Annotated in this window: 13 protein-coding genes; 8 read left to right on the forward strand and 5 right to left on the reverse strand. The window is 74.3% G+C overall.

From position 1 onward, the window contains the following. Together ACFQ3T_RS28600 and ACFQ3T_RS28605 are read right to left on the reverse strand one after the other, a co-directional pair. Positions 1–449 (reverse strand): LIC_13387 family protein (locus ACFQ3T_RS28600; protein ID WP_380727811.1); only part of this gene is annotated, 449 nt, incomplete at its 3' end. Between the two features lie 90 nt (positions 450–539). Further along, positions 540–1,115, reverse strand: coding sequence for a TetR/AcrR family transcriptional regulator (locus ACFQ3T_RS28605; protein ID WP_380727813.1), 576 nt, complete (start codon positions 1,113–1,115; stop codon positions 540–542). A gap of 239 nt (positions 1,116–1,354) precedes the next feature. On the opposite strand from ACFQ3T_RS28605, the gene ACFQ3T_RS28610 reads away from it, so the two are divergent. The 4 genes from ACFQ3T_RS28610 to ACFQ3T_RS28625 all read left to right on the forward strand — a co-directional run bounded on the left by ACFQ3T_RS28610 (position 1,355) and on the right by ACFQ3T_RS28625 (position 5,523). Then, complete coding sequence (locus tag ACFQ3T_RS28610; protein WP_380727815.1) at positions 1,355–2,569, forward strand: glycoside hydrolase family 3 N-terminal domain-containing protein; 1,215 nt, start codon at positions 1,355–1,357, stop codon at positions 2,567–2,569. Positions 2,570–2,640: 71 nt separating this feature from the next. Then, positions 2,641–3,402 (forward strand): SGNH/GDSL hydrolase family protein, encoded by a 762-nt coding sequence (locus ACFQ3T_RS28615; RefSeq protein WP_380727817.1) that lies wholly within the window; start codon positions 2,641–2,643, stop codon positions 3,400–3,402. A gap of 236 nt (positions 3,403–3,638) precedes the next feature. After that, a complete protein-coding gene (locus ACFQ3T_RS28620) occupies positions 3,639–5,090 on the forward strand; it encodes a DHA2 family efflux MFS transporter permease subunit (protein WP_380727820.1) in 1,452 nt (483 codons plus the stop codon). A 256-nt stretch (positions 5,091–5,346) separates the two neighbouring features. Beyond that, positions 5,347–5,523, forward strand: coding sequence for a hypothetical protein (locus ACFQ3T_RS28625; RefSeq protein WP_380727822.1), 177 nt, complete (start codon positions 5,347–5,349; stop codon positions 5,521–5,523). On the opposite strand, the gene aroA is transcribed toward ACFQ3T_RS28625, so the two are convergent. Next, positions 5,520–6,761 carry a 3-phosphoshikimate 1-carboxyvinyltransferase gene (gene aroA / locus ACFQ3T_RS28630; RefSeq protein WP_380727824.1) on the reverse strand — a complete coding sequence of 414 codons (1,242 nt, stop codon included), beginning with the start codon at positions 6,759–6,761 and terminating at the stop codon, positions 5,520–5,522. The genes ACFQ3T_RS28625 and aroA overlap by 4 nt on opposite strands. 240 nt (positions 6,762–7,001) lie before the next feature. Between aroA and ACFQ3T_RS28635 the strand changes: the two genes are divergently transcribed. The 3 genes from ACFQ3T_RS28635 (at position 7,002) to ACFQ3T_RS28645 (ending at position 9,984) form a co-directional block, all read left to right on the forward strand. Continuing rightward, positions 7,002–7,829, forward strand: a complete 828-nt coding sequence (locus tag ACFQ3T_RS28635) for an SDR family NAD(P)-dependent oxidoreductase (protein ID WP_380727826.1) — start codon at positions 7,002–7,004, stop codon at positions 7,827–7,829. A gap of 57 nt (positions 7,830–7,886) precedes the next feature. Beyond that, entirely contained in the window at positions 7,887–8,912 is a 1,026-nt protein-coding gene (locus ACFQ3T_RS28640) for a GAF domain-containing protein (RefSeq protein WP_380727828.1), read from the forward strand. Positions 8,913–9,273: 361 nt separating this feature from the next. Further along, the gene (locus ACFQ3T_RS28645; RefSeq protein WP_380727830.1) at positions 9,274–9,984 is read left to right on the forward strand and encodes a GGDEF domain-containing protein; all 711 of its coding nucleotides are present in this window, start codon (positions 9,274–9,276) and stop codon (positions 9,982–9,984) included. Between the two features lie 125 nt (positions 9,985–10,109). Here ACFQ3T_RS28645 and ACFQ3T_RS28650 read toward each other — a convergent pair whose 3' ends face one another. Further along, complete coding sequence (locus ACFQ3T_RS28650) at positions 10,110–10,607, reverse strand: MarR family winged helix-turn-helix transcriptional regulator (RefSeq protein ID WP_380727832.1); 498 nt, start codon at positions 10,605–10,607, stop codon at positions 10,110–10,112. A 159-nt stretch (positions 10,608–10,766) separates the two neighbouring features. Between ACFQ3T_RS28650 and ACFQ3T_RS28655 the strand changes: the two genes are divergently transcribed. After that, positions 10,767–11,717: an NAD(P)/FAD-dependent oxidoreductase gene (locus ACFQ3T_RS28655; protein WP_380727834.1), complete on the forward strand. Its 951-nt coding sequence runs from the start codon at positions 10,767–10,769 to the stop codon at positions 11,715–11,717. Here the strand turns inward: ACFQ3T_RS28655 and ACFQ3T_RS28660 are convergent. Further along, positions 11,703–12,081, reverse strand: a 379-nt coding sequence (locus ACFQ3T_RS28660) for a glycerate kinase (protein WP_380727836.1), incomplete at its 5' end; no start/stop codon positions are given. The genes ACFQ3T_RS28655 and ACFQ3T_RS28660 overlap by 15 nt on opposite strands.

Raw genomic sequence — 12,081 nt, forward strand, 5'->3', positions numbered from 1 at the left:
ACCGGCGTCGGCCGGTCGGCCGGCGCGGGGTGGGCGGCGAGCGCCCAGCCGAACGCGGCGCACGCCACCGTGAACAGGACGATCGGCGGGGCCGGCAGCAGCCCCACCGACAGGGCGAGCACGACCAGGGACGCGCCGAGCGCGAGTCCGCTCAACGACCGCGACCGCGTGACCAGGTCGGGGGCGGACCGCGCCACGAGCAGGCACACGACCCCGCCGAAGATGAGCGCCGCGGCCATCACGAACGACATGCCGCGGTCGAGGTCGCGGAGGCTGCGCGCGATGCCGACGACCTCGATGCGGTACTCGCTCATCGCCGTCAGGACGTGGGCGGCCTCGGGGTCCGCGGGGCGCAGCGCCAAGGCCCCCTCGGCCGCCAGGTGCCCGGCGCCGGTGATCACCCACGCCCACGCGCCGATCCGGAACGACGTCAGTGCTCGCCGCGACATGGCACCCACCTCCCGCACAGTTGACCATACACCGCTGTATGGTTGATCCGTGCAGGAGTGCATGTCAAGCGAGGTGACCGGGCGCACCCCTCACCGGACGGCGCTCAACTGGTCGATGAGGTGCTTGAGCGCCGCGCGACCGCGAGGGCCTTCCGCGGCGACCTCGGGCACCACGGACGCCGCGGCGCGCCGCAGGTCCGCCCAGCCCAGGTACGCGGCGTAGGCGAAGACGGCCTGCCGCCGTGCCACGGCGGGGGTGAGGCCGAGTTCGGCGTACAGGTCGGCGAGGAACGCGATCCGCCGCTCGATCACGCGGGTCAGCACCGGCCCGACGACGGGGTGGTCGGCGTGCGCGACGAGCGCGGGCTCCAGGCCCGGCACGACCTCCGCGCCGAGCGCCACCCGGAACCCCTCGCGGAGCTTGTCCTCCGGGTCGTCGAGGGACGCGAGCCGGGTGATGAGGTCGGCGGTGGCCCGCTGCTCCCAGAACTCCACGGCGGCCACGAGCAACGCCTCGCGGTCCTTGAAGTGCCAGTAGAAGCTGCCGCGCGTGATGCCCAGCTCGCCGGCGAGCACGTCGACCGCCACGGCCGCCACCCCGCCGCGGGCCAGGGCGCGCAGCGCCTCCATCGTCCAGTCCTCGCGGGTGACCCGTCCTCTCGCCATGGTCCAAACAGTAGTGTCCGGCCACGCCGTGCCCGCCGCCTCGCCCCCGACCACCCGGACGATCACCTTTACCGCTTCAGTAGCGCCTCCCGGCGTGTCCCGTCCCACGAACTCGGAACGCCGTCCCGGCGGTCCCGCGGCTGCGATCTCGGGAGCCCGCACGTACCGTGGCCGTGATGCCGTGGACGCGCGAGGTGCGACGAGGAGACCGGGACGATGAGCCGGCGGGTGACCGGACCGTGAGGCGTTCCGGTCGCCGGGGTGCCGGCACCTCGACGTTGCTGCTGTTCGTGGCGGTGGGGGCGCTGCTCGCCGGCACGACCGTCGCGACCACCACGACGTTCGGCGACCGGACGTCGTCGCCCGCGGCCCTCTCCACGACGTCCGCGCCGTCACAGCCCGCGCCGGCCGAGGCCGAAGGTCCGGCGGCGAGCACGTCCGCCGTGACCACCACGCCCTCCGTGGACCCGTGCACCGCGAAGATCGCCTCCCTGCCGCTGCGGGCCAGGCTCGCGCAGCTGCTCGTCGTCGGCGTCGACCCCAGCGGGCCCGCCGACGCCCTCGCCGCGGTCCAGGGCGAGCAGGTGGGCGGCATCTTCATCGGCGGCGACCACACCGGTCTGCTCAGCGCCGGCGCCCTGGCCCCCGTGCACGCCGCGGCCGCGTTGCCGCTGACCGTCGCCGTGGACGACGAGGGCGGCCGGGTCCAGCGGCTCGACGCGATCGCCGGCCCGATGCCCAGTGCGCGGAGCATGGCCGCCGACCTGTCCCCGGCCGAGGTGCGTGCCGTCGCGCGGCAGCGGGGGCAGGCGATGCGCGAGCGCGGCGTGACCACCGACCTCGCGCCTGTGGTCGACACCAGCGCCCAACCCGACCGCACGGTCATCGGCGACCGGTCGTTCAGCCCCGACCCGGACACCGCCCTCGGCTACGCCCTGGCCTTCGCCGAAGGGCTGCACGACGCGGGCGTGACGCCGGTGCTCAAGCACTTCCCCGGCCACGGCAACACCACCGGGGACTCCCACCTCGGCGCGGTGCGGTCGCCGCCGCTCGACGCGCTGCGCGGGGCCGACCTCGTGCCCTACCGGCACATCACCCGGTTCGGCGAGGTCGTGGTGATGCTCGGTCACGTCGACGTGCCCGGCCTCACCGGCGGCAGGCCCGCGACCCTCAGCCCGGAGGCCTACACCCTGCTGCGCGGGGAGTTCGGCTTCACCGGACCGGCGATGACCGACGACCTCGGCGCGATGCGTGCCGTGACGGACCTGATGGGCCTGCCCGACGCGGTGACCCAGGCTCTCGTCGCCGGCGCGGACATCGCCCTGTGGTCGTCCGGCGGGCGCCTGCCCGAGGTGCTGGACCACCTGGAACGCGCGGTGGCCGCCGGCACGCTCACCCCGGCCCGCGTCGACGAGGCGCTGCGCCGGGTGCTCGCGGCCAAGCAGGTCTGCTGAGGCGTGTCGGCCGTCACCTGATCGACGCCGCATATGCTGGGAGCCGAGGATCGGCGGGAGGGGCACCGGCAGTGCGATACGTTGCCATCGGCGACAGCTTCACCGAGGGTGTCGGCGACGAGCGGCCCGACGGCACGCCCCGCGGTTGGGCGGACCTGGTCGCGGCGGGACTGGCCGCCGCGCTGGACGACACGGTCCACTACGCGAACCTCGCCGTCCGCGGCCGGCTGCTCGAACCGATCGCGACGACCCAGCTCGACGCGGCGCTGTCCCTGACTCCCGCGCCGACGCTCCTCACCCTCAACGGCGGCGGCAACGACATGATGCGCCCCGGTTGCGACCTGGCGCGGCTGGTCGCGCTGACCGAGCGCGCGATGCGGCGCTGCGTGGACGCCGGGGTGCGGTTGGTGGTGCTCAGCGGCGCGGACCCGTCGGACGGGCTGCCGTTCGGCCGCACCATCCACCGCCGCGGCAAGGTGCTGACCGAGGCGATCGCCGAGCTGACCGCCCGCCACGACGTCCTGTTCGTGGACGCGTTCAACGACGCCGAGGTCCGCCGGCCCGAGTACTGGTCACCCGACCGCCTCCACCTCAACGCCGCCGGCCACCACCGCGTCGCGTCCCTGGTCCTGACCGCGCTGGGCCACACCACGGCCGCGCAAGCCGTCGAACCGGGCCCGGTGGCCCGCCGCACCCTGCGCGCCGAGGCCCGCTACTACCGGGAGCACGTCCTGCCCTGGATCAACCGCCGCCTGCGCGGCCGCTCGTCGGGCGACGACCTCGCCGGCAAGCACCCGACCTGGATCCCGGTAGAGGACATGCCCCGAGTCTGACCGCCGGGCCGCACCCCACACCGCCGGGCCGCCGCTCTCCACCCGCCGCCCCGCGCGGTGATCGCCCCGGCACCCACGCCCGACGCGGCCTCGGCGATCTCCCTCACCCGCAGCCCCCGCGGGTTCGCCGGCGGGGAAATGCGCGTCCCGTTGTCGGACCCCGGAGGTAGGGTTGTCGACGTTCAGGGCGCTGTAGCCCTTTCCCGCGCCCGTTCTTTCCTTCTGGGGGATTTCGCATGACTTCCGCAGGTGTGACCGACGCCGTGGCGCCGCCGCCCGCACTGAGCCGCAGCGACCGCGCGGTCATCGGAGTGCTGCTCGTGGCCACGTTCGTGGTCATCCTGAACGAGACCATCATGGGCGTCGCGCTCCCGGTCCTGCTGACCGAGCTGAACGTGACGGCGGCCGTGGGGCAGTGGCTCACGGCGGGCTTCCTGCTGACCATGTCGGTGGTCATCCCGGTCACCGGCTACCTCATCCAGCGCGTGCCGACACGGGTGCTGTACGGCATCGCGATGAGCCTGTTCAGCGCCGGCACGCTGCTCGCCGCGCTCGCGCCCGGCTTCACCGTGCTGCTCGCGGCACGCGTGGTGCAGGCGTGCGGCACCGCGATCATGCTGCCGCTGCTGATGACGACCGTCATGACGCTCGTGCCGGTCGCCCGCCGCGGCGCGGTGATGGGCAACATCTCGATCGTCATCTCCGTCGCGCCCGCCATCGGCCCGGCGGTGTCCGGCCTGGTCCTCGACCAGTACGGCTGGCGCGCCATGTTCTGGGTGGTGCTGCCGATCTCGGTGACGACGCTGGTCCTGGGCCTGCGCTGGGTGACGCGCATCGGCGAGTCGAGCAGCGCGCCGATCGACGTGCTGTCGGTCGTGCTGTCGGTGTTCGGGTTCGGCGGCCTGGTCTACGGCCTGTCGAACATCGGGCACGGCGGCGGCGCGGGGTCGACGGCCACGCTGTGGGCGTCGCTCGCGGTGGGTGTGCTCGGCATCACGGCGTTCGTGCTGCGCCAGGTCGCGCTCCAGCGCCACGAACGCGCCCTGCTGGACCTGCGGACGTTCGCGTCCCGCACGTTCACGCTGAGCAGCGCCCTGATGATGATCACGATGGGCCTGCTGCTCGGCGTGGTGACGATCCTGCCGATCTACACCCAGAACGTGCTCCTGCTCGACCCGCTCGCCACCGGTCTGCTGCTCCTGCCCGGCGGTCTGCTGATGGGCCTGCTGTCGCCGTTCGTCGGCCGCCTCTACGACCGGGTGGGCCCGCGCCTGCTGCTGATCGTGGGCACGACGGCGACCAGCGCGTCCCTGTGGTTCGCGACGAGCTTCGACGGCTCCACCCCGGCCGCCCTGGTGCTGGTGTTCCACCTGACCCTGAGCCTGGGCCTGGCGTTCACCTTCACCCCGCTGTTCTCGGCGGGCCTCGGCGCACTGCCGGCCAGGCTGTACTCCCACGGCAGCGCGATCTTCGGCACGACCCAGCAGCTGGCCGCCGCCGCGGGCGTGGCCCTGCTGGTGAGCGTGATGAGCGCCCGCGCCGCCGAACTGGCGGCGTCCGGCCAGCCCACCGCGAGCGCCGACATGGGCGGTATGCACTCGTCGATCCTGCTCGCGGCGATCATCTCGGTGGTCGCCGTGGCGGGCTCGCTGATGATCAAGGGCGGCAAGGCGGAGAGCCCGGCCTGAGCCGTGCGACGGGGTGCCGCCGCGTCCGCCGACGACGGCACGGCGGCGCCCCGCCCGGTCAGGCCGGGTTCTTCCGCGTCACGTCCCAGTCGGTGGCGCACAGGCCGCACGCCCCGCCCACGAACCGGGCCTTGCCGGTGAGGTCGCCAACCGGCTGCACGGGTCGGCGTCCCGGTGGTTCCCCGTGGTGTCACCCGAGCGGCGGCGGGGTATCCCGCGGACTTGACGCACTCCGGCCCCGGGAAGGACGGCAGACGTGAGCACACCGGAGATCGACCCCGTCACCGCGGCGGCCATGGAGGAGGAACCCGACTTCGCCGACGAGCACACGAAGCCGACGTTCGCCGACGAACAGGCGGGCTCGTCCAACACCGAGCCGGACGAGTCGACGCCCGACGGCGAGGGCGGTGACGGCGGGATGGACGTCGGCTAACCGAGCCGGTCCCAGCGGGCGACCAGGTCGGCCAGCGCCTCGTGGAACTCCGGGAACGTCTTGCGCACGCAACCGGGGTCGTCCAGCTCCAGCCCCGGCGTGCGCAGCCCGGTCACGGCGAAGCTCATCGCGATCCGGTGGTCGGCGTGGCAGTCGACGAGCGCGGGCCGGGGGACGCCCGGTCGGATCTCGATCCAGTCCGGCCCGGTCACCGCGTCGACGCCCAGGCGGCGCAGGTTGGTCGCGCACGCGTCCAGCCGGTCGCACTCCTTGACCCGGGTGTTGCCGACGTCCACGATCCGCACCGGCCCGTCGGCGAACGGCGCGATGGCCGCCAGCGTCGGCATGGTGTCGGAGATGTCCCGCATGTTCACCTCGACGCCCCGCAGCTCGCCGGTGCCGGTGACGGTGATGTCCGTCGCGCCGAACCGCACGTCCGCGCCCATCCGCTCCAGCACGCGCACGAACTCGACGTCGCCTTGCAGCGCGCCGAGCCCGAGCCCCGGCACCGTGACGGTCCGGCCGGTGAGCGCGGCGGCGGCGAAGAAGTAGCTCGCCGTCGAGGCGTCGGGCTCGACCTGGTAGTCGCGAGCGGTGTAGGTCTGCGGCGCGACGCGGAAGACGTCGCCGTCGCGCACGACCTCGACGCCGAAGTCGGCCATCATCCGCACGGTCATGTCGACGTACGGCCGCGACACCATCCCGGTGACCACGATCTCCAGGCCGTCGCGGGTCAGCGGCGCCATGAGCAGCAGCGCGGTGAGGAACTGGGACGACACGGTCGCGTCCAGCTCGATGCGCCCGCCCTTCACGCCGCGCGCGTTGACCACGACCGGCAGGTGGCCGTCGGCGTCCTCGTGCACGAGGTCCACGCCGAGCGTGCGCAGCGCCGTGCCCAGCGGTCCCATCGGGCGGCGGCGCATCTGCGCGGACGCGTCGACGCGGTAGCGGCCGTGTCCCGTCGCCACGAGGGCGGGCAGGAACCGGGCGGCGGTGCCGGCGTCCCGGCAGTACACCTCCGCGCCCTCCAGCGGCGGTCCCGCGGGCCGGCCGGTGACCGCCCACGTCCGGTCGGACACCTCGGTGGCGTACCCGAGCGCGGACAGACCCTCCCGGAACGCCTCGGTGTCGTCCGAGCGCAGCGGGTCGCGCAGCGAGCTGGTCCCGTCGGCGCACGCGCTGAGGAAGAGTGCACGCGCCGTCACGGACTTCGAGCCGGGAACGAGGACGGTCGTCACGTGTCTCCTCATGTGGATGGCGCGTCCACCATTTGGACGCGGTGACGACGACGACCTTACCGGCCGACCCGCTCGCCGCCCGCTGGGAACGGGGAACTCCGGCGCCGTTCGGCGGGTCGGGGGTCCGTAGTCGCGGCCACCGGTCGTGGCGTGCCGCTGCGGCGGCCGGCGCGGGTGCGGCAGAGTGCGTGCCGGGGGAATCCACTGTGGAACGTGCCCCGGACGAGCGGGAGGTGCGGAGTGAGCGCGAACGTCGGGCGGGTCGCCGTGGTCACGGGCGCGGGGTCGGGGATCGGGCGGGCCCTGGCGCTGGCCCTGGCGGCACGGGGCGCGCGGGTGGCGTTGGCCGACCTCGACGCGGACGCCGTCGCCGAGACCGGGCGCCGGTGCCGGCAGTTGGGCGCCCGCGTCCGCACGGACGTGGTGGACGTGACCGATCGGCGCGCCGTGGCGGAGTACCCGGCGGCGGTGCTGGCGGAGTACGGGCGGGTCGACGCGGTGTTCGCGGTGGCCGGGGTCATCCACGTCGGCGCGCTGCTCGACTCGGACCTCGTCGACGTCGAGCACGTGTTCGACGTCAACGTGCGCGGCGTGGTGTGGACGGCGAAGGCGTTCCTGCCGCACCTCGTCGCGTCCGGCGACGGCCGGCTGGTGACGGTGTCCAGCGCGTTCGGCCTCGCCGCGATGCCCTACTACAGCGCGTACAGCGCGTCGAAGGCCGCGGTGCGGGCGTTCACGGCGGCGTTGCGCCAGGAGTTGGCCGCGGACGGGCACCCGGTCGCGGTGACGTGCGCGGTGCCGGGAGGCGTGCGGACGCCGATCATGCGACGCGGCCGGTACGCGCCGAGCGAGGACCCGGCGGCGGTCGCCGAGGCGTTCGACCGCAGGATCGCCCGGACCGACGCCGGCGCGGCGGCGGAGGTGATCCTCCACGGCGCCGAACGCCGCCGCGCGCAGGTGTTGGTGGGGCCGGACGCGCGGCTCGTCTCGTGGCTGGCGCGGCTCGTCGGCAGTTCGTACCAGAACCTCTTGCCCCGTCTCCTGCGCGCGGGGTTGTTGCGGCGATAGGGTTCACCCGATCCGTTCAGCGCTGGGGTGGGCGACGACGGCACGGGGGTGGTTGCGGTGGCCGAAAGATGGCTGCTGATCGAGACGTTCGGCGGGGAAGGCCACGAGGAGCCGACGGTGATCGGCGTGGGCAGCAGTCCGAAGGGCATGGTGCCGTTGAAGTCCGTGCTCGGCCGCGGCCGGTACCTCGACGACGTGCGCGCGCTCGTGGCGCGGGTGGTGGCGTCGGAACAGCCGACGGAGACCACGTCGGCGGACGGGCGACGTCGGATGATCGGCCTGCCGCTGGTGACGTTCGCGGGGCGGGTGCACGGCGTGTACGCGTGGCTCGGCGGCCTCGACGAGCAGCCGCCGCCGCGCGATCCCGCCGGCGCCTGGTACTTCAACCTGACCACCGACAAGATCGGCGGCTCGGACGACCTGCTCGACCTGTACGGCGTGGCCCCGGAGGACCGGCGCACGCAGCGGGCCACCGCGGAGGCGTTCGGCCGGTTGGTCACCAACGCCGACGAGTCCGCGGCCCTGGCGACGATCGTGCGGTCGAAGCCGGGGTCCGAGCACCAGGCGACGTGGACCGTGCGGCGCGACGACGGCGAGTTGCGCGCCGCGAACTTCGCGTGCCGGGCCGTGGAGGAGATCACCGCGGAGGGTCGCAGGGAGGTCGTCTTACGGGGCATCACGCACGACATCGGTCCTGCGGAGGCGACGCCGAGCGCTCCGCCGCCGCGGCCGGTGGTCCTGGCGCAGCAGGTGCTGGCGGCGGCGCGCGAGCCGGGCAAGCACCGGGCGGTGGTGAACCTGCGCAACCTGACCCTGTTGCGGTGGCTGGACGACCCGATGCCCGGCGTCGCCTGGGAGCTGGACGTCGAGCGCCCGCCCGGTCTGCACCCCGACGACCTCGCCGTCGCGAAGGAGCTGTCCCAGGGCCTGGCGACGAGCGGCCGGGTCGAGAGCGTGCTGCGGCTGCGGTCGACCACCGGCGACTGGATGCCGGTCCACGTCGTCGCGAACCTGATGCTGCTGGACCAGCACACCACCGCCGCGCTGGTCACCCTCTCGAACCCCGCGACCCGAACCGACTGACCGGCGCCGGCCTGATCGGCGTCGACTGACCGGCGCCGGCCTGATCGGCGTCGACTGACCGGCGCCGGCCTGATCAGGGCCGGTCCCAGTAGGGGGCCGGCCGCGCGGCCGCGTTCCCGCTCCACGGACGTCCGCACGGCGGCAGGCCGGGCGGTGGCACGTGAACCCATCGGTAACCAATGGTGTTCACGCGATCGCTTCCGGTGCACCGCGTTCGTTGACTCCCGGCATCCCGGTCAATAGCCTTGTGCTGCCCCCACGACAGTGGGTTGGGTCGGTTCTGTCGCCCTCGGGCCGATCCCCGCGCACCGTGATCAGCAGGTCGTTCCGGCCTGCCCGATCGACGTGACCGGGGACGGACATGGCGGGACACCACGAGAAGAACCACGACGTGATCCGCGACGCGGGACGGCGTGGGGTTCTCGCACGCCTGCGCCGGCGGCTGGCCCGCAGGCCCCGCCGCGCGGCCGGTTCGACGCGGTGCTGCCTGGCGTGCGGCGCGCCGCTGGAGAGCAGGTGGACGCTCGACGGCCACACGGGGCTGCTCGTCTGGGGCGCGTGGCAGGCCGACGCGGACGACGCGCTGGCGTGGGCGGAGCGCGAGGACCGGCAGTGCGCGTTGCTGCTCGTCGACCTCGACCGCTTCAAGACCATCAACGACGAGCACGGGCACCTGGCCGGTGACGCGGTGCTCGCGGCCGTGGCCGACGTCCTGCGTGCGGCGGCACGGCGCGGTGACGTCGTCGGGCGGTACGGCGGCGACGAGTTCGTCGTGCTGCTGGCTCCGGCGGACGGCGCGGAAGCGTCCCGCATCGCCCGCCACGTGACGCGGGAGATCGGCCGGCTCGTCGTGCCGGTGACCGCGGTGACCGGCGAGGTGGTCGAGGTCGGCGGGTTGTCGGCGTCGGTCGGGCTCGCGCTCACCGACCCGGAGCCGGACCTGCGCGGCCTCCTGCTCCGCGCCGACGCGGCCCTGCTGTCCGCCAAGCGCCACCGGCACGACCCCGTCGTGCGATCACTCACCGACGGTCCGCAACGCCCGCGGACCCGCCAACGCGCCGCCCACGGCTAGGGCGGACTTCGGGAGTCCTGGGGGTCTCCCGACCACGATCCCGGGGGTGCGGGCCGCGCCAGGGTCGACCGACCCGGCGCGCGACGTCCCGGTCCGGCTGATCAGCCGGACCGGGACGTCGGTGTTCACGCGTCGAGCGCGGCCTCCATCGTGTCGGCCAGCAGCGTCAGGGCGCTCACGACGGCGGCGCGGTCGGGGCCCAGGCCGGCGAGGAGCCTGCCGTGGGCTTCGAGTTCCCGGGGGAACAGGTCGTCGATCGCGGCCTTGCCGGTGTCGGTCATGGTGATCAGGGCGGCGCGCCGGTCGGCCGGGTCGGGGACGCGGGCGATCAGGCCCCGTCGTTCCAGCTTGGCCAACGTCTTGCTGACCCCCGCACGCGACATGTTGAGCCGTTCCGCGAGGCGGATGGCGGTCACGTCCTCCTCGACGTGCCGGAGCGGGACGAGGAGGCTCACCTCGGCGGCGGTCAGCTCCGCGCCGTCGTAGATCGGCTCGACCGCCAGCTCCAGCAGCGCGGTGATCCGCTTGACCAGCGCCACGACCTCCATCGGCGACGTGTCCAGGCCCGGGTTGTGTTCGTCCCACAGCTCACGGGTGCGTGCCCGGAGGGAGAGCGCGGCCATGCCGCCACCGCCTTTGTTAACCAGTAAACAATCTGCTAGGTTCCAACGGTACCCACGATCCCGGACGAGTGCCCGGGTTCACCGGCGGGGGCGGCATCCGGACGTGTGGGTGTCTTCGGCGTGCCCGCCGGAAGGGGCGGAAATGCGAGGGGGACCGCAATGGAGCACGACGTCGTGGTGGTCGGCGGGGGCGCGGCCGGGCTGAGCGCCGCCTTGGTGCTGGCGCGGGCGCGGCGGAAGGTCGTCGTGGTCGACGCGGGCGAACCGCGCAACGCGCCGGCCAGGCACCTGCACGGCTTCCTGTCGCGCGACGGGATGGCGCCCGGCGGGCTGCTGGACGTGGGCCGGGACGAGGTGACCCGGTACGGGGGAGTGGTGGCGCCGGACCGGGTGGCGGGCGTCGACCGGGACGGCGGGCATGGGTTCGTCGTGCGACTGGAGGACGGGCCGGACCTGGTGACACGCGCGGTGCTGGTCGCGACCGGGTTGCGCGACGAGCTGCCCGACCTCCCCGGTGTCCGCGAGCGGTGGGGCGTGGACGTGCTGCACTGCCCGTACTGCCACGGGCACGAGGTGCGCGACACGCCGATCGCCGTGGTGGGCGGGGAGAACCGGCCGTTCACCGTGCACCAGGCGGCGTTGGTGCGGCAGTGGTCCGACGACGTGGTGTTCTTCCCCCACCGGATCACCCTCGACGACGCCGAGCGCGAGCGGTTCGCCGCCCGCGGCGTCGAGGTCGTCGACGGGGACGTGGCGCGGATCGTGGTGCGGGACGACCGGGTGCGGGGCGTGGAGCTGGCGGATGGCCGGGTCGTGCCCAGGTCGGCGGTGTTCGTCGGCCCGCGCTTCACACCCGCGGACGGCCTGCTGACCGCTCTCGGGTGCGAGACGGGCGACAACGGCTGGGTCGTCACCGACCCGACGGGCCGCACGAGCGTGCCCGGCGTGTGGGCGGCGGGCAACGTCGTGGACTCGCCGGCGCAGCTGATCTCGGCGGCGGGCGCGGCGTCGAAGGCGGCCATCGCGCTCAACCACCACTTGCTGGAGCTGGACGTGGAGGACGCCGTGGCGGCACGTCGCCGTGCCGCGGGGGCGCTACCGGCCCGGTAGGTCGCGGGCCAGCGCGCGGCCCGCCTCGGTGAGCCACCTGGCGGGTTCGAGCATGGCGAGCGCGCCGTCGCCGACCAGGTCGATGAGCGAGACGCAGGCCGCGACGTGGTCGGGTGGCGTGGTGGCGCGGGCGCCGACGGCCAGGGCCACCGCCGTGCCGGCGCGCACCGCCTCGGCGACCGCGTGCCCGACCACCTTGCCGGTCCAGCTCTGCTCGTCCAGCCGGCCCTCGCCGGTGATCAGCAGGTCGGCCCACGCGAGCTGGGCGGGCAGCCCGGCGAGGTCGGCGACGAACCGGGAACCGGCCGCCAGGCGGGCGCCCCAGGTCGTGGCCAGGCCGAACGCCGTGCCGCCCGCGGCTCCC

The organism is Saccharothrix hoggarensis (genome assembly GCF_042678885.1).
In the GTDB taxonomy this organism is placed as follows: domain Bacteria; phylum Actinomycetota; class Actinomycetes; order Mycobacteriales; family Pseudonocardiaceae; genus Actinosynnema; species Actinosynnema hoggarensis.